General features: G+C 71.8%; 17 protein-coding genes. 4 read left to right on the top strand and 13 right to left on the bottom strand.

Annotated elements, in window-relative coordinates; all coding sequences use genetic code 11:
* The first annotated feature begins 528 nt into the window (after nt 1-528).
* On the top strand, nt 529-1,701 hold the full coding sequence (locus tag B124_RS32895) for a mandelate racemase/muconate lactonizing enzyme family protein (protein ID WP_496506681.1): 1,173 nt from the start codon (nt 529-531) through the stop codon (nt 1,699-1,701).
* A 47-nt stretch (nt 1,702-1,748) separates the two neighbouring features.
* Here the strand turns inward: B124_RS32895 and B124_RS32890 are convergent, their stop codons facing one another.
* The 8 genes from B124_RS32890 to B124_RS32855 form a co-directional block, all read right to left on the bottom strand.
* Nucleotides 1,749-2,558 carry an ABC transporter ATP-binding protein gene (locus B124_RS32890; RefSeq protein WP_496506680.1) on the bottom strand — a complete coding sequence of 270 codons (810 nt, stop codon included), beginning with the start codon at nt 2,556-2,558 and terminating at the stop codon, nt 1,749-1,751.
* On the bottom strand, nt 2,555-3,469 hold the full coding sequence (locus B124_RS32885; RefSeq protein WP_496506679.1) for an ABC transporter permease: 915 nt from the start codon (nt 3,467-3,469) through the stop codon (nt 2,555-2,557). Before B124_RS32885 ends, B124_RS32890 begins: the two co-directional genes overlap by 4 nt.
* A complete protein-coding gene (locus tag B124_RS32880; RefSeq protein ID WP_496506678.1) occupies nt 3,469-4,371 on the bottom strand; it encodes an ABC transporter permease in 903 nt (300 codons plus the stop codon). The genes B124_RS32885 and B124_RS32880 overlap by 1 nt, the downstream gene beginning before the upstream one ends.
* Nucleotides 4,359-5,504 (bottom strand): ABC transporter substrate-binding protein, encoded by a 1,146-nt coding sequence (locus tag B124_RS32875; RefSeq protein ID WP_496506677.1) that lies wholly within the window; start codon nt 5,502-5,504, stop codon nt 4,359-4,361. Before B124_RS32875 ends, B124_RS32880 begins: the two co-directional genes overlap by 13 nt.
* A gap of 22 nt (nt 5,505-5,526) precedes the next feature.
* Entirely contained in the window at nt 5,527-6,480 is a 954-nt protein-coding gene (locus B124_RS32870) for a sugar kinase (protein WP_496506676.1), read from the bottom strand.
* 25 nt (nt 6,481-6,505) lie between these two features.
* Nucleotides 6,506-7,159, bottom strand: coding sequence for an RraA family protein (locus tag B124_RS32865; protein WP_496506675.1), 654 nt, complete (start codon nt 7,157-7,159; stop codon nt 6,506-6,508).
* A 49-nt stretch (nt 7,160-7,208) separates the two neighbouring features.
* Complete coding sequence (locus B124_RS32860; RefSeq protein WP_496506674.1) at nt 7,209-7,979, bottom strand: SDR family oxidoreductase; 771 nt, start codon at nt 7,977-7,979, stop codon at nt 7,209-7,211.
* 155 nt (nt 7,980-8,134) lie between these two features.
* Nucleotides 8,135-9,079 carry a LysR family transcriptional regulator gene (locus tag B124_RS32855; RefSeq protein WP_496506673.1) on the bottom strand — a complete coding sequence of 315 codons (945 nt, stop codon included), beginning with the start codon at nt 9,077-9,079 and terminating at the stop codon, nt 8,135-8,137.
* A gap of 234 nt (nt 9,080-9,313) precedes the next feature.
* Here B124_RS32855 and B124_RS32850 point away from each other — a divergent pair, with 234 nt between their 5' ends.
* The gene (locus B124_RS32850) at nt 9,314-9,820 is read left to right on the top strand and encodes a 2,4'-dihydroxyacetophenone dioxygenase family protein (protein ID WP_496506672.1); all 507 of its coding nucleotides are present in this window, start codon (nt 9,314-9,316) and stop codon (nt 9,818-9,820) included.
* 310 nt (nt 9,821-10,130) lie between these two features.
* Here B124_RS32850 and tmk read toward each other — a convergent pair whose 3' ends face one another.
* Both tmk and topA read right to left on the bottom strand, forming a co-directional pair.
* A complete protein-coding gene (gene tmk / locus B124_RS32845) occupies nt 10,131-13,064 on the bottom strand; it encodes a dTMP kinase (RefSeq protein WP_496506671.1) in 2,934 nt (977 codons plus the stop codon).
* A gap of 116 nt (nt 13,065-13,180) precedes the next feature.
* Nucleotides 13,181-16,036: a type I DNA topoisomerase gene (gene topA, locus B124_RS32840; RefSeq protein WP_496506670.1), complete on the bottom strand. Its 2,856-nt coding sequence runs from the start codon at nt 16,034-16,036 to the stop codon at nt 13,181-13,183.
* 384 nt (nt 16,037-16,420) lie between these two features.
* Here topA and B124_RS32835 point away from each other — a divergent pair, with 384 nt between their 5' ends.
* Entirely contained in the window at nt 16,421-16,840 is a 420-nt protein-coding gene (locus tag B124_RS32835) for a TM2 domain-containing protein (protein WP_496506669.1), read from the top strand.
* A complete protein-coding gene (locus B124_RS32830; RefSeq protein WP_496506668.1) occupies nt 16,812-17,291 on the top strand; it encodes a DUF2752 domain-containing protein in 480 nt (159 codons plus the stop codon). Before B124_RS32835 ends, B124_RS32830 begins: the two co-directional genes overlap by 29 nt.
* A 110-nt stretch (nt 17,292-17,401) precedes the next feature.
* Here the strand turns inward: B124_RS32830 and B124_RS32825 are convergent, their stop codons facing one another.
* The 3 genes from B124_RS32825 to B124_RS32815 all read right to left on the bottom strand — a co-directional run bounded on the left by B124_RS32825 (nt 17,402) and on the right by B124_RS32815 (nt 22,215).
* On the bottom strand, nt 17,402-18,994 hold the full coding sequence (locus B124_RS32825) for a DUF7059 domain-containing protein (RefSeq protein ID WP_496506667.1): 1,593 nt from the start codon (nt 18,992-18,994) through the stop codon (nt 17,402-17,404).
* A 46-nt stretch (nt 18,995-19,040) separates the two neighbouring features.
* The gene (locus B124_RS32820) at nt 19,041-19,604 is read right to left on the bottom strand and encodes a small secreted protein (protein WP_496506666.1); all 564 of its coding nucleotides are present in this window, start codon (nt 19,602-19,604) and stop codon (nt 19,041-19,043) included.
* 208 nt (nt 19,605-19,812) lie between these two features.
* Nucleotides 19,813-22,215, bottom strand: coding sequence for a sodium-translocating pyrophosphatase (locus tag B124_RS32815; RefSeq protein WP_496506665.1), 2,403 nt, complete (start codon nt 22,213-22,215; stop codon nt 19,813-19,815).
* Between the last annotated feature and the right edge of the window lie 389 nt (nt 22,216-22,604).

Below are 22,604 nucleotides of genomic sequence, written 5' to 3'. Positions count from 1 at the left end.
CGTCTATCCTTCATGCGGTCTCTCCGCGTCATCCGCCGTCAGGTTACCAACCAGGCGGGTTTTTCCCCCTCGCCGTCTGACGAGCGCCCTTGAGGCAACACGCTCAGAAATCCTTGAAAGACTCAACCCTCGCCGACGGAACCGCAGCAGCCCGCGGGCCGTCAAGCGCATACATGTCCATGCCTACAGAGCGAAACGCCGCACCGAGACCACAACTCGCCACGAAGACAAGCCGCATATCAAAATCCTCGCTGTGGCCTAACTGAGTGGCATTGGCGCGCAGCGTACGTACACGGCTCCCCCGCCGTTAAGGGCGAGTTGCGTATACGGCCATTCGCGAAGCGAATCCTGCGGCCTTCCCTGCGCCGATTCGCTTTCCTGATGAATGCATACGGAAACTAACGCTGCGGGATCGCTCCCGGGGCCCCCGACCCACCTCTATGGCCCGCCGAAGAACAGGTCGAGTTCCTCACCCAGAACGTCAGCAGGGCGTCGAAGCCGAGCGACCTGAAGATCACTGATCTGCGGGTGGCGGTGCTGAAGGGCGTGCCGTTCACCAGCCCGATCGTCCGCATCGACACCAACCAGGGCATCTCGGGTTGGGGCGAGGTACGCGACGACGCCGACAAACGCTACGCGCTGGAGCTGAAGGGCAGACTCCTCGGCGAGAATCCGTGCAACGTCGAGATGCTCTTCAAGCGCCTCAAGCAGTTCGGAAACCACGGACGCCGCGGCGGCGGCGTCTCAGGTGTCGAGATGGCACTGTGGGATCTGGCCGGCAAGGCGTACGGCGTGCCGGTGTTCCAGATGCTCGGCGGCGCGTACCGCAAGAAGATACGCCTCTACACCGACACCACCGAGTCCGAGGATCCGAAGGTCTACGCGGAGCGCATGAAGGAGCGCGTCGAGATGGGCTTCACCTTCCTCAAGATGGACCTCGGTCTTGAAATGGTCCAGGGCATCGAGGGCGCGGTCGTCGGCAAGAGCCTGTACGACGGCAACCTCCAGCAGTACGACGGCACGCCCGGCGGCTACGGCATGACCGAGCACGGGCTCACCATGGTCCAGATCACCGACAAGGGCCTGGACGCCATGGCGGAGTACCTGGAGGCGGTGCGCGACGCCGTCGGCTACGACATCCCGATGGGGATGGACCACTTCGGCCACTTCGACGTCAACACCGCCATCCGGCTGGCGAACCGCTTCGAGCAGTACAACCTCGCCTGGCTGGAGGACCTGGTGCCGTGGTTCCGCACCGAGGACTGGAAGGAGATCACCAGGGCCGTCAACGTGCCCACCATGACCGGTGAGGACATGTACGGGTTCGAGGCGTTCCGTACGCTCGTCGACGAGGGCGCCGTCGACCTCGTCCAGCCCGACCCGGCGACCGCCGGCGGCGCGCTGAGCGCGCTCAGCGCGCCGCCGGCCGCTCGTCCTCGGGCGGCACGATGCGCTCGATCCAGTACTCCCGCGCCAGCGCGTCCACGCCCGCCGGGGCCACGCCGCGCAGGTGTACGACGTTGCCGTCGGTGCCGGCGATGCGGCCGTGCTTCTGCATCCGCAGGATGTGGTACCGCTCCGGCGGGAAGCCCAGCTCGACGTCGGCGGAGAACCGGCCGCGCATGTCGCGCTCGTCGCCGACCGCCGGGTCGACCTTGCCGCTCGCCTGGACGGTCAGCCAGACCTGGTACGCGACGATGAGCAGGACCAGGATCACCAGCCGGCGGACCGTGGGGCTGCGGAGCGCCCTAAACGCCAGCGACTGCCGTTCCGTCGGCATCGGTCGCACCTCCCGCGTCGTCCACGAGCAGCTCGTTGACCCGGTTCGCGATCTCCCGGAACTCCGGCAGCTCCAGCGCCGTGCGCCACTGGCGCGGGCGCGGCAGGTCGACCGTGACGATCTCCCGTACATGGCTGGGCCGCTTGGACAGCACCACGATCCGGTCGGAGAGGAACACCGCCTCGTCCACGTCGTGGGTGACGAAGAAGACCGTGGGGTGCCGCTTTTCGAAGATGCGGGTCAGGTCCTCCTGCAGCTTGCGCCGCGTCTGGGCGTCGATGCTGGCGAACGGCTCGTCCATCAGCATCACGGCCGGCTCGTTGGCCAGCACGCGGGCCACGCCCAGGCGCTGCTGCATACCGCCGGAGAGTTCGTGGGGGTACTTGTGCTCGAAGCCGCCGAGCCCGACCAGCTCCAGGAACTCCCTGCCCCTGGCGTCCCGTTCGGCGCGCGGCACGCCCTTCATGCGCAGTCCGAAGACCACGTTGCCGAGGACCGTCTTCCAGGGGAAGAGCGCGTGGCTCTGGAACACCACGCCGCGGTCCGGGCCGGGTCCTTCGACCGCCTGGCCGTCCACGACGACCTCGCCCTCCGTGAGGTTCACGAAGCCGGCGACGATGTTCAGCACGGTCGTCTTGCCGCAGCCGCTCGGGCCGAGCACGGAGACGAACTCACCCTCGTCGACGCTGAACGAGACGTCGCCGATGGCGGTGACCTCCTCGCCGCTGTACGAGTCGACGTAGTTCTTCTGCAGTCCGGTGATCTCCAGCGCCGTCATCCGTCGGCCTCCAAACTCCGTACCATGCCCCACCGTTCGACGGTGGCTCGCTCGAACGGCGCCAGGACCATGGCGTCGAGCGCGTACCACAGGATTCCCAGCACTGCCATGCCCAGGAACACCTGGCTGATGTCGCCCACCCGGCGGGCGTCGAACATCATGAAGCCGACGCCGCTGGTGCCGACGATGATCTCGGCGGCGACCAGCGCCCGCCAGCCGTAGCCGAGCCCCGTGCGGATGCCGCCCGCCACGGACGGCAGCGCGCCCGGGAGGATGACCTCGAAGAACACCCGTGTCCGGCCCGCGCCGAGGCTGCGCGCGGCGCGCAGCAGCTCGCGCGGCACCTGCTCCACGCCCGCGACGACGCTCAGCATCAGCGGGAAGACGATCGTGTAGACGATCACGAAGGTGACCGCGGTGAGGCTGAAGCCGAACCAGACGATCACGATCGGCAGCCAGGCGATGTCGGCGACCGCCTGGAAGAACAGCAGGATCGGCCAGAAGAACCGGCGGACCTTGGCGAACATCGCCACCACGAAGCCCATCGGCAGGCCGATGGCCAGGCCGAAGCCGACGCCGTACGCCAGCCTGGTCAGCGAGTCCGTGAGGTAGCCGGGCAGGATGCCCTTCTCCATCAGGTCGGCGAACTCCTCGACCACCCGCGGCGGGCCGACGAAGAACGCCTCGTCGAACACGCCCATCTCCGCGACCAGCCACCACAGCCCGATGACCGGCACGAACGGGCCGAGGTTGCGGAACGTGGGGCGGCGGGTGAGCCAGAGCCAGACCTTCCGGGCGCGTACCCTGCCCGGGCTCGCGGGGCGCTTGCGCGGCGTACGCCGTACGGGCCTGGCCGCGGCGGCACCGGCCGAGTCGGTCGTGGCGCTCGTGTGGGTCGCGTCCGACGCCATCAGCCCCTCCCTCCCGTCATGCCCCAGCGCTCCACCGTGCGCTTCTCCAGCGGGGCCAGCAGCAGCCGGTCCATGAGCAGCCAGAGCACGCCGATGATGACCATCGAGGCGATGATCACGTCGGTCTGGAAGTACTTCTGCGCCTGGAACAGCGCGTAGCCGAGGCCCGCGTTGCTCGCGATGATCTCGGCGGCGACCAGCCCGCGCCAGCCGTAGCCGAGGCCGACCCGCAGGCCGGTGACGACGCTGGGCAGCGCGCCGGGCAGCAGCACCTCCCAGAACATCCGCAGCCGGCTCGTGCCCATGCTGCGCGCGGCGCGCAGCAGTTGCGTCGGGATCTGCCGGACGCCGAGCATCGCGTTGTACGTGATCGCGAAGAACATCGCGTTCCACACGATGAAGATCACGGCCCGGTCGCCGTAGCCGAACCACAGGGTGGCGACGGGGATCCAGGCGATGCCCGCGAGCGCCACGGAGAACCGCAGCAGCGGGGAGAAGAACGCCGACAGCGCGGCGCTGGAGCCGAGCGCGATGCCGAAGGGCAGGGCGGTGGCGATGGCGATCAGCGAGCCGATGCCCATGCGGCGCAGGCTCGCGCCGAGGTGGTCGAAGAGGTCGCCGCTGGACCACATGTCGCCGAGCGCCGAGAGCACGTCGCCGACCTGGGGGAAGACCCGTAGCGGCGGATCGGTGACCGCGACGGCCACCAGCCACACCACGACGAGCAGCGCGAGCGGGGTGAGAAACCACAGCGCGGATGTCGCGCGCGCGGCCGGGGTGTTGGCCCCGCCGCGTTTGCGCTGCCGCCCCGGCGGCCGGCCGCCCGGCCGCGACCGGCCCGAGCGGGGGGCGGTCGCGGCCGGGGCCTGTTTGTCCGTACGGGGCGTGGTCACGACGGGCATGCCTCGGCGGCCGTGTCGCGGTCGAAGGTGTACCCGCCGTCGATCACCGCGGCATCCGGGACGGGCGGCAGGTCGGCGAAGAGGCCGGGGTTGTCCTTCATGACCTTGAGGATCGGCTCGGGCTGGAAGTACTTGTTGACGTCGAAGCCCTTCTCGACGTTGCCCTGCTCGGCCAGCAGCCCGGCGAGGGTGTCGAGCGCCAGGTAGTTGCAGACGGAGAAGCGGCCGTCGAGCTGCTTGACGTTGTGCTTCATCGCCTCCTGCGCGACGTTCTCCTCGGTGCCCGGCAGCCAGCGCGTCGCCGAGTCGGCGGCGTCGTCGGGGTTCTCGCGCATCCACTGGTCGGTCTGCGCGCGGGCGGTGAGGAACCGCTCGACGACGTCCGGGTTCTTCTCGGCGTAGTCGCGCGTGGTCACCAGGTAGCCGATGAACGGGATGTAGCCGCCGCCGCGCAGCACCTCCTTCGCGCCGTCGACCTGCTCGGTCATGGTGATCGGCCACGGGTCCCAGACGATGCCCGCGTCGATGCCGCCGGTCTCCAGCGCGACGGCCATGTCCGGCGGCTCGGTGTTGACGATCTCGATGTCGCCGGCCTTCAGCCCGGCGTCGTCCAGCAGGCCGAGCAGGTAGAGGTGGTTGATGGAGCCCTCGGAGACGCCGATGCGCTTGCCGCGCAGCGTCGCGAGGTCCTTGCCGTCGATGCCGGAGTCGCCGCCGGCCACCACCGCCATGGTGTCGTCGATGCTCAGCTGCGAGGACGAGCCGGTGTAGTTGCCGACGAGGACCAGGTCGATGCCCTGCTGCGCGGCGGCGATGGCCGGGGTGCCGACCTGGACCACGTCGACCTCGCCGGCCTGCAGCGCGTTCAGCGCGTCCACGCCGGTCGGGTAGGGCTCCTTCAGCTTCACGTTGAGGTTCTGCTCGTCGAAGTAGCCCGCCTCGACGCCGGCCGGCAGGCCGATCTGGTCGATGGCGGAGACATAGCCGGCGGACAGCTTGGTCGGCTCGGTGCCGCCGCTCCCGCCAGCACCGCTGACGTCATCGTCCACGGTCGAGTCGCTGCCGCAGGCGGCAAGCAGCAGGGCTCCCGAACAAGCCGCCGCCACGGCTGTGTGACGTGTTGCGCGAAACATGAGTCTCTCCTGATCCGTACGGCTACGGGGCTGGTGTGGGAGCGCCGGGGAGCAGCGCGTCCACCGCCGCCCGGCGCGGAATCGGCAGGACCGCTCCCGGTCCGGTGGTGGTGAGCGCGGCGGCGACGGCCGCGTAGCGGGCCGCCTGAAGCGGTACGGCCCCCTCCAGGAGCCGGGCCGCGAACGCGCCGTCGAAGGTGTCGCCGGCCCCGGAGGGGTCGACGGCCCGCACCGGGTGGGGCGGAATGCGGGTCACGGTGCCCTCGTGGGCCAGCAGGGCGCCCTGGTCGCCCATCTTGAGCACGACGATGCCGGGCCCGCGGCGCACGAAGGCGTCGAGGACCTCCTCGGGTTCGTGCAGGCCGGTGAGCAGCCTGCCCTCCTCCAGGTTCGGCAGTGCCACATCGCACAGCTCGACGCTGCGCATGACCACCGCGCGGGCCCGTTCCACGGGCCAGAGCGCGGGGCGGTAGTTGGGGTCGTAGCCGATCAGCGTGCCGCTGCCGCGGGCCAGTTCCATGGCGTGGAAGGCGGCGTCGCAGGCGGACGGGCTGATCGCCTGGGTGATCCCGGTGACGTGGAGCATGCGCGCCCGCGCGACCGCCTCGGCCGGCACGTCGGCCGGGGTGAGCCGGCTGGCCGGCGAGTCCGCGCGGTAGTACGTGAACCTGCTGGCCGCGGGCGTACGGGAGATGAAGTAGATCCCGGTACGCCCGCCGGCCTCCCGGACGACGTGCTCGGTGCCGACGCCCTCGCGCTGCCACAGCCGCAGCAGGGCGTCGCCGAAGTCGTCGTCGCCGATGCGGGTGACGTAGCCGGTGCGCGCGCCGGAGCGCCGCGCGGCCACCGCGAAGTTCGACGAGTCGCCGCCGTAGCCGACGGCGTAGTCGTCGTCCGGCCCGACCGGCTCGGGGCCCTCAACGCGGGCGTTGAACTCCAGCAGCGGCTCGCCGATCGCGAGGATGTCCTGGTCCATGCCGTCCTGTCATTCCTTGGGTCGGTCAGATCCGCTGGTACTTCTCAAGGCCGCCGCGCAGTGAGCCGGACTCGCGGATGAGCCGGGTCTGCTCGCGCTCGCGCTCCTCGATGTCCGCGGCCAGCGCCAGCACCTCGGCGACCAGCTCCAGCGGCACGCACACGACGCCGTCGCTGTCGGCGACGATCAGGTCTCCGGGGCGTACGGACACGCCGCCGACCTCGACCGGCTCGTTGAGCGAGACGGTCCGGTAGCGGCCGACGGTGGTGGCGGGCACGGCGCCGCGGGCGTAGATGGGGAGTTCGGGGTAGTCGCGGCGGATCTCCTCGACGTCCCGCACGCCCGCGTCGAGCACGGCGCCGGCGATCTGGTTGGTGACGGCGCCGGCGGCCATCAGCCCGCCCCACACCGCGACGTCGGCGCCGCCCGCGGCGATGCAGATGACGCTGCCCGGCGCCGACTCGTCGATGGCGCGCAGCGCGTGCGTCGGGGGCTCCGACACGTGGGCGGGCACCTCCTGCACGGTCACCGCGGGGCCCACCAACTTGCCCGGCAGCACCGCTTTGATGCTTCCGGTGAGGAAGCCCCGTACGCCCTTCTGCTCCACGGCGTCGGCCACCGACGCGGTGGCGATGCCGTGGAAGGCCGCGATGGTCTCCGGCGGGATGGTCGTCGTCATCTCGAGTTGGCTCCGATCTCGTACGTGCGTGCTGTGTCCGCGGCGGGGGTCAACGCGACAGCCAGCCGCCGTCCACGGCCAGGACGTGGCCGTGGACGTAGTCGGCGGCGGGCGAGGCGAGGAACACCACCGGTCCGGCGATGTCAGCGGGGCGGCCCCACCTGCCGGCGGGGATGCGGGCGAGGATCTCGCTGCTGCGGGCGCCGTCGGCGCGCAGCTCCGAGGTCACAGCGGTATCGATGTAGCCGGGGGCCACGGCGTTGACGTTGACGCCGCGGCCGGCCCATTCGTTGGCCAGCGCGCGGGTCAGCCCGACGAGGGCGTGCTTGCTCGACGTATACGACGGGACGTACATCCCGCCCTGGAAGCTGAGCACCGACGCGATGTTGATGACCTTGCCGTAGCCGCGCTCCAGCATGCCCGCGCCGATGGCCCGGGTCAGCTCGAATGCGGCGTGCAGGTTCAACTCCACGACGTCGTACCAGTCGGCATCCTTGAATTCCGCTGCCGGGGCTCTGCGAATGAGCCCCGAATTGTTGACCAGAATGTCCAGGTCGAATCTCTCGACGAGTTGGCTGATCTCACCTCTGCGGGCCCCGGCATCGGTCAGATCGACGTGCACGCGAGTGACGGAAACTCCCCATTCAGCAGCCTCTTTGGCCACCGGACCGAGATTGTCACGCTCCGACAGCAATACCAAGTCGGCGCCGACGGCGGCGAGCCCGAGCGCAACCGCGCGCCCGATTCCGCTGCCTGCTCCCGTAATGAGCGCACGACGGCCGCGCAGATCCCCGGTCTGGGAATCAGACTCCTCCGTCAACGCCCCTCTCCCTTCATTCGGTCCCAGCCGTGCATGGTTCCGGCTACGGAAACATTAGAAGCGGACCGCCAGGGCGTTAAGACTGAATTACGAATGACAGTATTCGCAAAGCTGATGTGCCGGGCCGTACCGGTGGGATGCGCATCCACGGCCGGTCACGCCGCGGCGGGCACCGCGTGGGTGCCGGCCGGGATCCGGGCCCGGACGATGGCGCGGAGCAGCGTACGGGCCGACGGCGTGAGCGGGCGCGAGGAGTCCCAGCAGACCGCCACGCGCCGCTCCGGGGCGCCCTTCAGCCGCCGTACGCGGACGCCGTCGACGTCGGCGACCCTGGCGGCCAGCGAGTTGGTCACGCCGACGCCGATGCCCTGGCGGACCAGCGAGACCAGCGTCTGCGGCTGGTTGGTGGCCTGCACGGGCTCGATCTCGTGGCCGCAGTCGCGGAAGGTCCGGTACGTCTCGAAGTCCGGGGTCTCCGGGGCGTCGAGGCGGCCGATCGAGACGATCGGGTGCTCGGCGACGGCGTCGACCGACAGCGGGTCGGGCACCTCGGACAGCGGGTGCCCGCTGGGGTGGATCGCGACCAGCGACTCCCCCCACAGCAGCCGGCTGCGCACGGAGGCGGAGGACGGCGGGGGCGACATCGGGCGCAGATAGACGTCCACGGCACCGGAGGTGAGGGCGTCGTCCAGCTCCAGCGTCGACCGCTCCACCAGCACCACCCGCACCTCGGGGCTCGTCCGCGCCAGCCCCTGCAGCAGGGCCGGGACGAACGCCGCGCTCGCGCTCGGGTACGAGCCGAGCGTCACCACACCGCGGGCGCCGCTGCGCCACGGGGCCATCGCGGCCTCCGCGGACTCCAGCGCGCGCAGGATCTCGTGGGCGTGGTCGGCGAGGACGACGCCGGCCTCGGTCAGCTCCACGGGGCGCTTGCGGCGGTCGAAGAGCGGCAGACCGATTTCCCGCTCCAGCGCGGCGACATGCATGCTGACGCGGGGCTGCGACCGCTTGGTGGACTCGGCGGCGGCGACGAAGCTCCCCGTTTCGATGACCGCGAGGAACGAGACAAACCATTCCAGCCTGACATCCGGGTTCAACATCTTGCCCTCACCCCGCACCCGAGCGGCGCGTCCTGCCGCTCAAACCAGCCCGACCCAGCCCGATCAACACCGCGGCACCAGTGATCAACAGCCGTCTTCAGGCTAAGTTGCGGGCTACGCGGGGGCAACAGTCGTGCACGGCGCAATGCTCGTGACAGCCATATCCGTCCGGCGAATGCGGCTATTCGAAAGTCGGCCCTTGACCAGCATTCGGACGGATGGCTTCGTGGGGGGATGGCCAATGAAGCAGCCCCTGCCGTCATCGCGGCGACCACCGTGTTGCCGCCCGAACTCGCCGTCGCCGCCGTCCCGGAGGACGAGCGCGTCTGGGTGCCGCAGGCACCCGATGTGTGGTTCCGGCCGCTGCTCTTCAATACGGTCACGGGCCAGTGGTGCAACCTGCTGAAGGTCACCGCCGCCGGCATCGTCTCCCGGCACCGGCACCCCGGCGCGGTCTTCGGGTACGTGATCAAGGGCAAGTGGCACTACTACGAGCACCCGTGGGTGGCCGAGGAGGGGTACTTCGTCTACGAGCCGCCGGGCGAGATCCACACGCTGGCCGTGCCGGAGGACTGCGCGGAGATGGTGACGTTCTTCAACATCAGCGGCGCGATGATCTACCTGGACGAACAGAACCGGAACACGGGCTACGAGGACGTGTTCACCAAGATCGACATGGCCCGCGCCCACTACGCGGCCAACGGCCTGGGCGCGGACTACGTGGAGCAGTTCATCCGCTGACGCCCTGCGGGCGGGCGCGCACGGACGGGGCGGACGGGGCGTGCGGCGCCGTTGAGCACGGCGGCGGGCGCGGCGTGTGCGGGTCGCCTCCCGCGACGTGGTACGGCCGGTAGCGGCGGCTTGCCTGCCGCGCTGGGCGGTGCACCACACCGCCAGCCCGCGGCGTCGCGGCGCGGAGCGCCGCGTACGGAGGCAGGTTCACGGCGCTCCGACACCGTGCCCGGCACGGCGCCCGGCCGACGTCGACGGGGCGCAGCCTGCGGCAGCAGCGCCGCGCCGCCCCGACCGCACGCGGGCACCCCGCAGGGGTTCAGCGGCGGCGGTGGTCGTCCTCGTCGGTGCGGGGGCCGAGGAGTTCGTCGGCGAGGGTCGGGAGGTCGTCCAGCGGGGTCTCCTCCGCCCACTCCGGCCGGGGGCGGCGCTGGTCCTCCGGGGCCGGGACCTGGGGCACCTGGAGCGTCTCCTCCGCGTCCGGGTCCGGCACCTGCGGTATGACGCGGGTCTCCTCCACGTCCGGGCCGGCCTGCGGGCGGGTCTGCGGCAGTTGCGACGTCTCCTGCATGTCCGGGTCGCCGTTCACCGGCAGCGGCTGCGTGGTGTCGTTCTCCCCGGCCTCCCCGGTCTCCCCGCCCGGTCCCGCGGCGCCCGCGGGCCCCGCGGCCTGCGCCGCCGCGGCCTCCGCCGCGAGCCGCTCCTGCTCCACGCGCAGCAGCGCCTCCTCGGCCTTGCGCTGCTTCTCCTTGCGGCGCTCCTCCGCCTCCCGGCGCAGCCGCGCCTCCTCCTCGGCCTGCCGCCGGACCCGCTCCTCCTCGGCGCGGCGCGCGGCCTCCTCGGCCTCGCGGCGCTTGCGCTCCTCCTCCGCCTGGCGGCGGGCCTCCTCGGCGCGCTGCCGGGCCAGCTCCGCCTCCCGCTCGGCCTCCAGCCGCCTGGCCTCCTCGATCTCGCGCCGCTTGCGCTCCTCCTCCTCGCGGCGCAGCCGCTCCAACTGCTCCTGCCGCTCCCGCTCCAGCCGCTCTTCCTCGGCCTTGCGCGCGGCCTCCTCTGCCTCGCGGCGCTTGCGCTCCTCCTCGGCCTTGCGGCGGGCCTCCTCCTGGGCGCGGACCTCCTGCTCCGACAGCGGCAGGATCTGGTCCAGGCGGTGCCGTACGGCGGTGGTGACGACCCCGGCGTCCTGTCCGGCGTCGACCACCAGATAGCGCCCCGGGTCCGCGGCGGCCAGCGCCAGGAACCCCGCGCGGACCCGCTCGTGGAACTCCGGCGGCTCCGACTCCAGCCGGTCCGGCGCCTCGGTGAACCGCTCCCGCGCCGTCTCCGGCGCGATGTCCAGCAGCACCGTCAGGTGCGGGACGAGGCCGCCGGTGGCCCAGCGGTTGATGCGCGCCACCTCGGTCGGCGACAGCTCACGCCCGCCGCCCTGGTACGCGACGGAGGAGTCGGTGTACCGGTCGGTGATGACCACCGCGCCGCGCTCCAGCGCGGGCCGGACCAGGGAGTCCACGTGCTCCGCGCGGTCCGCCGCGTACAGCAGGGCCTCGGCGCGGTGCGAGATCCCGGCGGTGGAGACGTCGAGCAGGATGGAGCGCAGCCGCTGCCCGATGGACGTGGCACCCGGCTCGCGGGTGACGACGACCTCGTGCCCCTTGTCCCTGATCCACTGCGCCAGGGCCTCGACCTGCGTGGACTTCCCGGCGCCGTCGCCGCCTTCGACCGCGATGAAGAACCCGCTCTCCGACAGCCCCTCGGCCGCGTCCCCGCTCCGCATCGCCGCGCGCAGGTCGACGCGGAGCGGCACCCCCTGCCGGTCGTCGGTGCGCACCAGCACCAGCACCGCCACCGGCAGCAGCAGCGCACCCGCCAGCATGTACGTGAACGCCGCGCCGCCGTGCGCGAAGACCAGGTCGCCCGCCTCCAGGCGGTGCCGGCCGACGGCGGCGGCGAGCAGCGGCGCGCCGATCAGCGCGAGCGCGACGGCGACGCGGGAGACGGCGTGCAGGTGGTCGACGAGCCGGGGCCTGCGGGCGTCCTCGGTCTCCTGCTCCAGCAGCGCGTGCCCGGTGGCCGCGGCGACACCCGCGGCGGTCCCGGCCAGCAGCGCGCACAGCACTCCGGTCGCCGCGTCGGCCACCAGGCCGACGAGCAGCAGCCCGATCCCGGCGACGCCGATGGCCAGCGCCAGCAGCCGGCGCCGGGACAGCCCGGGCAGCACCCGCGGCGCGGTCCGCACACCGGCCACGGGACCGGCGGTGACGGCGAGCACCAGCAGCGCGTACGCGATGGTGCCGTTGATGTCGTACGCCTCCTGCGTCTGCAGGACGGCGAGCGCCACAGAGGCCGCGAGCGCGGCGGCCGTGGCCGCGCAGGCGCCGACGAGCAGCGGCACCGCGCCCGTACGCCCCCGCTCCGGGCCGCTGTCCGCGGCGCGCGGCCGGCGCAGCCCCTGCAGCGGCGAGCGGGCCCGCGCCCCGCCGTCGGGCAGCTCCATGAAGAACAGCACCGAGACGGACGCCGCGAAGAGCCCGGCGGCGAGATACGAGCCCACCGCGCCGGGGTGCCCGTCGAACCAGTCGAACCAGGAGCCCAGCAGCCGCCCGATCCACGCCGTCACCAGCAGCGCGGCGGCACCGAGCGGCAGCGCCCCGTACCCCGTGCGCAGCGACAGCCGGCGCAGCGCGGCGCCGTGGTCGGGCAACGGCCTTATCGCCGCGCCCTCGGGCGGCGGTGCGGGCAGCAGCGCGGGGGCGACGCTGTCCTTGGCGACGACCCACAGCCGCTCGGCCGCACCGGCGACGAAGACGGTGACGAGGATCCAGGTCAGCGCCGAGTCCGGGGTCCAGTCGATCCACAGCGGGGCGACGATGAGCAGCCCCGCGCGCACCACGTCCGCGCCGACCATCGTCCAGCGCCGGTCCAGCGCCCCGGACCCGGACAGCAGCGACCCGACCGGGCCCAGCAGCACGGCGCCGAAGACGACCGTCGACAGCAGCCGGACCGCGAAGACCACGCTGACCGTGACCGCGGCGCCGCGATAGCCGCCGCCGAACGACTCGGCCGCGAGCCCCGCCTGCAGCGCGAGCAGCACGAGGACGAGCAGCGCCAGCGCGTCCGCGGTGGCACTCGTGAGATGGGCGCCCCACATCCGCCTCATGGACGGCACGCGCAGCAGCGCCCGTACGGCGCGCTCGCGCGAGTCCGCGACAAGGCTCTCGGTGGGGTCCGGCGCTGTCGTCGGCTGGTCGGCTCGCATGCCGTCAGCCTAGCGGGGCGGACCGGACCGGTGAGCTTCGCACGAACACTTGCCCGGTTCTGTGGATTACTGGCCGGTTGTGGACAACCCGCGGCACCCCCGGCGCCCTGCCCGTCCTACCCGTCCTCGTCCGGCACGTCCGCCTTCGCCGACACCGTCTTCTTCGTCGTCGCCTTCTTCGCCGCCGCGGTCTTCGTCCCGGCCGCCTTCTTCGCGGGGGTCTTCGCGGCGGTCTTCGCCGCGGTCTTCTTCGCGGGGGTCTTCTTCGCCGCCGCCTTCTTGGCCGGCGCCTTCTTCGCCGCCTTCTTCGCGGTCTTCTTCGCCGGCCCCTTCGCCCGCTTCTCCGCGAGCAGCTCGAACCCGCGCTCCGGCGTGATCGACTCCGGCTCGTCCCCGCGCCGCAGCGTCGCGTTCGTCTCGCCGTCCGTCACGTACGGCCCGAAGCGCCCGTCCTTGACCACCACCGGCTTCCCGCTCGCCGGGTCCTCGCCCAGCTCCTTCAGCGGCGGCTTCGCCGCGGCCCGCCCGCGCTGCTTGGGCTGGGCGTAGAGCGCGAGCGCCTCCTCGAGCGTGACCGTGAAGAGCTGGTCCTCGCTCTGCAGCGAGCGCGAGTCGGTGCCCTTCTTCAGGTACGGGCCGAAGCGCCCGTTCTGCGCGGTGATCTCCGTGCCGCTCTCCGGGTCGGTGCCCACGACGCGCGGCAGCGACAGCAGCTTCAGCGCGTCCGCCAGCGTCACCGTGTCCAGCGACATCGACGCGAACAGCGACGCCGTCCGCGGCTTCACCGCGTTCTTGCCGGTCTGCGGCGTGCCCTCGGGCAGCACCTCGGTCACGTACGGCCCGTAGCGCCCGTCCTTGGCGACGATCTGCCGCCCGCTGTCCGGGTCGGTGCCCAGCTCGTACGCCCCGCTGGGCTTGGCGAGCAGCTCCTCGGCCAGCTCCACGGTCAGCTCGTCCGGCGGCAGCTCGTCCGGCACGTCCGCACGCTGGTGCTCCTCGGTGTCCCGGCCGCGCTCCACGTACGGCCCGTAGCGCCCGACGCGCAGCACGATCCCCTCGCCCACCGGGAACGTGGAGACCTCCCGGGCGTCGATCGCGCCCAGGTCGGTGACCAGCTCCTTCAGCCCCGCGAGGTGGTCGGCGCCGGCCCGCTCCTCCGCGGGGGTGGTGACGTCGTCCGTGCCGAAGTAGAAGCGCCGCAGCCACGGCACCGCCGCGGCCTCGCCGCGCGCGATGCGGTCGAGGTCGTCCTCCATCCGGGCGGTGAAGTCGTAGTCGATGTAGCGGCCGAAGTGCTTCTCCATCAGGCCGACGACGGCGAAGGAGAGGAAGGACGGCACCAGGGCCGTGCCCTTCTTGAAGACGTAGCCCCGGTCCAGGATCGTGCCGATGATCGAGGCGTACGTGGACGGGCGGCCGATCTCCCGCTCCTCCAGCTCCTTGACCAGCGTCGCCTCGGTGTAGCGGGCGGGCGGCTTGGTGGCGTGCCCGTCCGCGGTGATCTCCTCGGCGGTCAGCGGGTCGCCCTCGGCGAGCTGCGGCAGCGGCCGGTCGCGGTTGTCGAGGTCGGCGGAGGGGTCGTCGGAGCCCTCGACGTACGCCTTCATGAAGCCGTGGAAGGTGATGACCCGGCCGGACGCGGAGAACTCGGCGTCCCGGCCGTCGGCCGCCCTGCCGCCCAGCTTGACCGTCACGGACTGGCCGGTGGCGTCCTTCATCTGCGACGCGACCGTACGCATCCAGATCAGCTCATACAGCCGGAACTCCGTGCCGGACAACCTCGTGTCCGCCGGCGTGCGGAAGCGGTCGCCGGAGGGCCGGATCGCCTCGTGCGCCTCCTGCGCGTTCTTCACCTTGCCCGCGTAGTTCCGCGGCCGGTCCGGCAGGTAGTCGCGCCCGTACAACTGCGTGACCTGCGCCCGCGCGGCGGCGATCGCGGTCTCCGACAGCGTCGTGGAGTCGGTGCGCATGTAGGTGATGAAGCCGTTCTCGTACAGCCGCTGGGCCACCTGCATGGTGGCCTTGGCGCCGAGCCCCAGCTTGCGCGACGCCTCCTGCTGCAGCGTGGTCGTACGGAACGGGGCCGAGGGCGAGCGCCGGTACGGCTTCGCCTCGACGCTGCGTACCGCGAACGCCGTGTCCGCGAGCGCGGCGGCCAGCGCCCGGGCGCTCTCCTCGGACAGGTGCAGCACATCGGCCGACGACCCGCCCTTCAGTTGCCCGTCCTGGCCGAAGTCGCGGCCCTGGGCGATCCGGCGGCCGTCGACCGCGGAGAGCTTGGCGCCGAAGCTGCGCGGGTCGGTGGCGTCGCCGGCGCGGCCGGTGGCAAAGACGCCGGCGAGGTCCCAGTACTCGGCGGAGCGGAAGGCGATGCGCTCGCGCTCCCGCTCGACGACGAGGCGGGTGGCGACGGACTGCACCCGGCCGGCGGACAGCCGGGGCATGACCTTCTTCCACAGCACCGGCGAGACCTCGTACCCGTACAGCCGGTCGAGGATGCGGCGGGTCTCCTGGGCGTCGACCAGCTTCTTGTTGAGCTCGCGCGGGTTGGCGACGGCCTGGCGGATCGCGTCCTTGGTGATCTCGTGGAAGACCATCCGGTGCACCGGGACCTTGGGCTTGAGCACCTCCAGCAGGTGCCAGGCGATGGCCTCGCCCTCGCGGTCCTCGTCCGTCGCCAGGTACAGCTCGTCCGACTCCGCCAGCAGTTTCTTCAACTTGCTGACCTGTTGCTTCTTGTCGCTGTTCACCACGTACAGCGGCTCGAAGTCATGATCGACATTCACCCCGAGCCGCGCCCAGGACTCTCCCTTGTATTTCGCCGGCACCTCGGCGGCGCCGTTCGGGAGATCGCGGATGTGCCCGACGCTCGACTCGACCTCGTAGCCGGGGCCCAGATAGCCCTTGATCGTCTTCGCCTTGGCAGGCGACTCCACGATGACGAGTCGGCGGGTCTTGCTGGTGGCGGACAACTTCGGCTCTCTCTTCTCCGGTCGGAAGCTGGCAGCGATCTGGTGGGGGGATTCGCGGCGATCTTGCCGGTGGTCGTTATGGATGGCCTCGTGGGCGCTCTTGTGGACGCCCGAGCGGGTCGGACGCCGCTGTGCTGGGCGTTGCTGCGGAGTGTGACGGTACAACCCGCCCCCGTGTCAAGCGGCTAAAACCCGGGGCGCCACTCGAACGGTAACCCGACAAGCCGCCTAGCTCCCGCACAGGGCGCATTCCGGTCGCGGCGGTCTCTATCGCACAGCCTCTTGACAGCAGCCAGTACTACAGATGGGAGTATGGGTCTCCCGACCGTGCCGCGAGGCCGGCCGGAGCCCACCACTTCAGAGACCAGACCGGGGGGACAACCAGTGTCCGATCCGAATCAGAATCCCTACGGCCAGCCGCCAGGCTATGGCTATCCGCAGCAAGGGCAGGTCGACCCCTCGCAGAACCCGTACGGCCAGCAGCCCGCGGCCGCGCCGATGAACCTGCCGCAGGCCCCGGGCCTGCCGCAGAACACGGGGCAGCCGACGGCCGACCCGAATGCGCCGTACGGGTACGACCACCACGGTCGTCCGTTCTCGGACAAGTCGACCATCGTCGCGGGCGTGCTCCAGATGACCCTCGGCAACGTCGGCGCCGGGCGCTTCTACACCGGGCACACCGGCATGGCCATCGCCCAGCTCTTCACCTGCGGCGGGCTCTTCATATGGAGCTTCATCGACGGGATCATCCTGCTGACGAGCAAGGAAAAGACCGATGCGCAGGGCCGGCCTCTCCGCTACTGAGGCCGGGCCCACCGCCGTCGGGACGGCCGACGGTCCCACCGGCAGCAGCCGGTGGGACCGCTGGCGCCGCCTGCGGAGGAATCCTGCCGCGCTGCCGCTCTCGCTCACCACGGCGGGAGCGGCGGGCGCGGTGTACCTCTACGGCACGAACCCCCACGAGCCGGGGCACTGGCTGCCCCGGTGCCCGTTCAACTGGTTCACCGGCCTGGACTGCCCCGCCTGCGGCGTCACCCGCATGTCGTACGACATCCTCCACGGCGACCTCGGCGCCGCCTTCCACAGCAACGCCCTGATGCTGCTGCTCGGCCTGCCCCTGGCGACGGTGCTCTACGGCCGCTGGCTCTACGAGGGCGTGCGCGGGCGCCGCTGGCAGCCGTCCTTCGGGCGGCTCGGCACGGCGGCGGTGCTGGGCGTGGCGCTGGTGTGGGCCGTGGTGCGGAACGTGGCGTAGCCCCGGTCCGCACGGGCTGGCCCGCCCGGGCCAGGCCACCCGGGGCTCAGGCAGCCGGGGCTCGGGCAGCCGGAGCCGGGGCTCAGGGCGGCCGGGGCTCAGGCCAGGGCTCAGGCAGGGGCCAGGAACCCCTGCTCCACCAGCAGCCGGATCACCTCCGGCGTACGCTCCCGCAGCACCGCCGGGTCCTCTTGGAGCACCTGCGCGATGGCGTCCAGGATCACCCCCGCCGGCAGTGTGCCGTCGCACGCCCCGGCGAAGCCCGCCGCGACCGTGTCCGCCCGCATCGCCCGCCGCATCCCCCGCTGCCGCCGCAGCACCACGTGTTCCGGGTCCTCCTCCCCCGGCCGCCCCACCTGCTCCTGCACCACGTCGTCCGCGAGCCGGAACACCGTCGCGAGCAGCGCCGCGTCGTCCGTACGGCGCAGGAAGTCCTGCCGCGCGAAGTGCTCCACCACGGCCTCGCCGAGCGGCTGCTCGACGGCGTGCGGCCAGTCCTCGACGGTGACCGCGGGGTCGGCCGCGCCCGTACGGCGCAGGGTGATCCAGCCGAAGCCGACGGCCCGGGTGCGGGTGGCGGCGAAGGCGTCGAGCCAGTCGTCGTAGTGGGCGGCGTAGGCGGCCGGGTCGGTGGCGTCGGCGTGGTCGCCCGCGTCGCGCAGCCACAGCTCCGCGTACTGCGTGACGTCCTGCACCTCCCGCTGCACGATCCAGGCGTCGCAGCCGGGCGGCACCCAGCCGGCGACGCGCTCGCGCCAGTCCTCGTCCTCGACGTGCTGCCAGTTGGCCAGGAGCTGGCAGTAGCCGCCCTCGGCGAGGTGGCCGGCGGCCTCGCCGACGAGGGTGCGGCACAGCTCGTCGCCGGCCATGCCGCCGTCGCGGTACGTCAGCCGGGCGGCGGGCGAGATGACGAAGGGCGGGTTGGAGACGATCAGGTCGTACCGCTCGCCGGCCACCGGCTCGAAGAGCGACCCGGCGCGCAGGTCCGCGGCGGGCGCGCCGGAGAGGGCGAGCGTGAGCCGGGCGCAGTCGAGGGCGCGGGGGTTGACGTCGGTGGCCGTGACGGCGTCGGCGCGGGCGCCCGCGTGCAGCGCCTGGATCCCGGAGCCGGTGCCGACGTCGAGCACGCGCCCGCCGTCGAGGGGCACGGTGAGCCCGGCAAGCGTGGTCGAGGCGCCGCCGACGCCGAGGACGAGATCGGCGCCGTACGCACCGGAACCCCCGGCGCCGTACGCACCGCCGGCCCTGCGGGCCCCCGCCGCACCGCCCACCGCGCAGCCGAGATCCGAGACGATCCACCAGTCCTGCCCCGCCGGCCCGCTGTACGGCCGGACGTCGACCACGGCCCGTACCGCCTCACCGTCCTCCCGCACCCAGCCGTCCTCCAGGCACGCGGGCAGCGGCAGCACCTCCGCGGCGTGCGCCCAGGGGACCGCGTGCTGGAGGAGGAAGAGGCGGATCAGGGTGGCGAGGGGCGGCGGCGTGCCGCCCGGCGGCCACCGGGTCGCCCGCTCGGCGGGGACGGTCTCGCCGCGGGCGAGGGCCGCGTACGCGGGGGCGCCCAGGAGGTCCAGCAGGCCGTCGGCGGTGAAGCCCGCCGCCAGCAGCGCCGCACGCAGCCCGGCGGCACGGTCGGGGAAGGGGAAGTCGGGTCGGGAAAGGTCAGGGCGAGAAGGGTCGTCGGTCGCGCTCACGGGCACCATTGTGCTGCCGCCACCGCGCCCGCACCGCCCGGCCCGCCGCGGGCGCCTACGCCTTCTGCGACGGCTTCGCCTTCGGCTTCTGGCAGCCCTGCTGCTCGGCCAGCGCCTCGCCGACCTCGCCCGCCTGGAGCTTGTTCAGCGCCTCGTCACCGCTCTTGCTGATCTTGTCCGCCTCGCCCGCCAGCTCCCGCAGGCCCTCCGCGAACGCCGCCTGGTCCTTGGTGTCCAGGTCCTCGACCTGCTTCTGCAGGTCCGCGTAGGCCGCGGCCACCTGCTCCAGCTCGGTCACGGCCCCGCCGTGGGTGTTCTTGCCGTCGTCGACCGGCGGCGCGCCCACCTTGTTCACCGCCTTGCTCATGGCCGCGTACGCCTCGGAGATCTCGCCGAACGCCTGGGCGTCCGCCTCCTGCACCTTCTGCGGGTCCTTCTCCGTCGTCGCCTCGCTGATGGCGAGATTGGCCTGATCCCGCTTCTGCAACTCGGGCTGGATCCGGTCGCAGAGCGAGCCCGCCCACTCCTGGACCTCCGCGCTGTTGTCCTCGCTGCAGCCGGTCGCCGCAAGGAGTGTGACGGCGGCGCCGGCCAGGGCGGCGGCAAGCTTCTTGTTCACCGGATCATCCCTTCGAGACTGAGACACCCGGAACATACACCGGTCCCCCGGCGGTACGACGAATCGTCAGGGCCGCACGCCGCGTCATGCACCATTTGCCACGACAGTCACAGCAGCAACAGCGGGCACAGTGACCCCCCGTTACACACCGCACCCCGCCGGCCTCTCGGCCGGCGGGGTGCGGTGGCGCAGCGCTGTCTCAGCTGTCTCAGCTATTGACCACCGCAGGGTCGCCCGAGGACGTCGGCGACGACGCCGCGGACGCCGTGGTCTCCGACTCCTCGTCACCGACCGAGATGCCGCGGCGCTTGGAGATGTAGACGGCGCCGGTGATGACCGCGATGGCCGCGACCGCGATGACGATCCGTACGCCGACGTTGGAGTCGTCGCCGTACGAGAACTTCACCACCGCCGGCGCGATCAGCAGCGCCACCAGGTTCATCACCTTCAGCAGCGGGTTGATCGCCGGGCCCGCGGTGTCCTTGAACGGGTCGCCGACCGTGTCGCCGATCACCGTGGCGGCGTGGGCCTCGCTGCCCTTGCCGCCGTGGTGGCCGTCCTCGACGAGCTTCTTGGCGTTGTCCCAGGCGCCGCCCGAGTTGGCCAGGAAGACCGCCATCAGCACGCCCGCGCCGATGGCGCCGGCGAGGAACGAGGCCAGCGCGCCGACGCCGAGCGTGAAGCCGACCGCGATCGGCGCCATGACGGCGAGCAGACCCGGCGTACGCAGCTCGCGCAGCGCGTCCCGGGTGCAGATGTCGACGACCTTGCCGTACTCCGGCTCCTCCGAGTAGTCCATGATCCCCGGGTGCTCGCGGAACTGCCGGCGCACCTCGAAGACCACCGCGCCCGCGGAGCGCGAGACCGCGTTGATCGCCAGGCCGGAGAAGAGGAAGACCACCGCGGCGCCGAGGATGAGTCCGACGAGGTTGTTCGGCTGCCCGATGTCCAGGCTGAGGCCCAGCGGGTCGCCGACGTTGCTCGCGTCGGCGACCGCCTCGTTGACCGCGTCGCGGTACGAGCCGAAGAGCGCCGCCGCCGCGAGGACCGCGGTGGCGATGGCGATGCCCTTGGTGATGGCCTTGGTCGTGTTGCCGACCGCGTCCAGGTTGGTGAGGACCTGGGCGCCGTCGCCCTCGACGTCCCCGGACATCTCGGCGATGCCCTGGGCGTTGTCGGAGACCGGGCCGAAGGTGTCCATCGCGACGATGACGCCGACGGTGGTCAGCAGGCCGGTGCCGGCCAGGGCGACCGCGAAGAGCGCCAGCATGACGGACGTACCGCCGAGCAGGAACGCGCCGTAGACGCTGAGGCCGATGAGGACCGCGGTGTAGACGGCGGACTCCAGGCCGATGGAGATGCCGGAGAGCACCACGGTGGCCGGGCCGGTCAGGGAGGTCTTGCCGATGTCCCGTACGGGACGGCGGTTGGTCTCCGTGAAGTAGCCGGTGAGCTGCTGGATGACCGCCGCGAGCACGATGCCGATGGCGACCGCGACGAGCGCGAGCACCTGCGGGTTGCCGTCGTGCTCGGCGATGCCGGCGCCGACGCCGTCGAGGTCCGCGTACGACGAGGGGAGGTACGCGAAGACGGCGATGGCGACCATCACCAGGGAGATCACCGCGGAGATGAAGAAGCCGCGGTTGATGGCGGTCATGCCGCTGCGGTCGCTGGCCTTCGGCGCGACGACGAACACGCCGATCATGGCGGTGACGACGCCGATCGCGGGGACGATCAGCGGGAAGGCGAGGCCGGCGTCACCCAGGGCGACCTTGCCCAGGATGAGCGCGGCGACCAGGGTGACGGCGTACGACTCGAAGAGGTCGGCCGCCATGCCGGCGCAGTCGCCGACGTTGTCGCCGACGTTGTCGGCGATGGTGGCGGCGTTGCGCGGGTCGTCCTCCGGGATGCCCTGCTCGACCTTGCCGACGAGGTCGGCGCCGACGTCGGCGGCCTTGGTGAAGATGCCGCCGCCGACCCTCATGAACATCGCGATCAGCGCGGCACCGAGGCCGAAGCCCTCCAGCACCTTGGGTGCGTCGGCCGCGTAGACGAGCACGACGCAGCAGGCGCCGAGCAGGCCGAGGCCGACGGTGAACATGCCGACGACGCCGCCGGTGCGGAACGCGAGCTTGGTCGCCTCGTGGCTCACCGCGGTGAGGTCCTTGGCTGGCTCGCCCTCGCGCGGCGTGGCGGCGCGCGCGGCGGCGGCCACCCGCACGTTGCTGCGGACCGCGAGCCACATGCCGATGTACCCGGTCGCGGCCGAGAAGGCGGCGCCCACCAGGAAGAAGATCGAGCGTCCGGCCCGCTCCGACCAGTCGTCGGCCGGCAGCAGGAAGAGCAGGAAGAACACCACGACGGCGAACATGCCGATCGTGCGCAACTGGCGGGCCAGATAGGCGTTCGCGCCTTCCTGCACCGCCGCCGCGATCTTCTTCATATTGTCCGTGCCCTCGCCGGCGGCGAGTACCTGACGGAGCAGCACCACGGCGACCGCGAGTGCGGCGACCGCGACCACGGCGATGATCGCCACGATGGCACGGTTGCCGCTGGTGAGTTCCACGGCCAGTAGGTGGTCCTGCTGTAGTGGGGTGAAATGCCCCGCCATTCGTCCTCCTTGACGTACGGCACATGGGCGCGCGGCAGCCCCGACTGCGGGTTTCGGCGGTCGGGGTTTGGGCGGCCGCAGCGCTCAGGCGTCCTGAGCTGCAAGTTGTGGACGGATTGTAGGGAGCGGAACTAGATCAAAACAGAGCGTCCCCGGGGGAATTCCGCTCCGACGACGATCAACGCGGTGAGGAAGCCCCGCCAATTCGCTCGAAAGAGGGATGCGGGAACGGCGGGACAATGACCGGAAAATGATCTCCGAGCCCGGAGAATGCGCTGTTCAGAAGGCCCTTGATCTTGAAATGCCCGGGTCAAGGGATGGGTTGGGCGAGGGCCGGGGCGGGGTGGGGGGTCGGTGGCGGCGGGTGGATCGGCGGCGGGCCGGAGTCG

This window comes from Streptomyces sp. CNP082, from assembly GCF_059570535.1.
The sequence above is the reverse complement of the archived record's forward strand: the minus strand, read 5'-3'. Positions and strand labels throughout refer to the sequence as shown.

Coding starts and splice junctions, on each gene's coding strand:
- B124_RS32890 (WP_496506680.1), bottom strand. CDS start 2,558: ATGACGGCGCTGGAGATCACCGGACTGCAGAAGAACTACGTCGACTCG.
- B124_RS32885 (WP_496506679.1), bottom strand. CDS start 3,469: ATGGCGTCGGACGCGACCCACACGAGCGCCACGACCGACTCGGCCGGT.
- B124_RS32880 (WP_496506678.1), bottom strand. CDS start 4,371: ATGCCCGTCGTGACCACGCCCCGTACGGACAAACAGGCCCCGGCCGCG.
- B124_RS32875 (WP_496506677.1), bottom strand. CDS start 5,504: ATGTTTCGCGCAACACGTCACACAGCCGTGGCGGCGGCTTGTTCGGGA.
- B124_RS32870 (WP_496506676.1), bottom strand. CDS start 6,480: ATGGACCAGGACATCCTCGCGATCGGCGAGCCGCTGCTGGAGTTCAAC.
- B124_RS32865 (WP_496506675.1), bottom strand. CDS start 7,159: ATGACGACGACCATCCCGCCGGAGACCATCGCGGCCTTCCACGGCATC.
- B124_RS32855 (WP_496506673.1), bottom strand. CDS start 9,079: ATGTTGAACCCGGATGTCAGGCTGGAATGGTTTGTCTCGTTCCTCGCG.
- B124_RS32850 (WP_496506672.1), top strand. CDS start 9,314: ATGGCCAATGAAGCAGCCCCTGCCGTCATCGCGGCGACCACCGTGTTG.
- tmk (WP_496506671.1), bottom strand. CDS start 13,064: ATGCGAGCCGACCAGCCGACGACAGCGCCGGACCCCACCGAGAGCCTT.
- B124_RS32830 (WP_496506668.1), top strand. CDS start 16,812: ATGCGCAGGGCCGGCCTCTCCGCTACTGAGGCCGGGCCCACCGCCGTC.
- B124_RS32825 (WP_496506667.1), bottom strand. CDS start 18,994: ATGGTGCCCGTGAGCGCGACCGACGACCCTTCTCGCCCTGACCTTTCC.
- B124_RS32815 (WP_496506665.1), bottom strand. CDS start 22,215: ATGGCGGGGCATTTCACCCCACTACAGCAGGACCACCTACTGGCCGTG.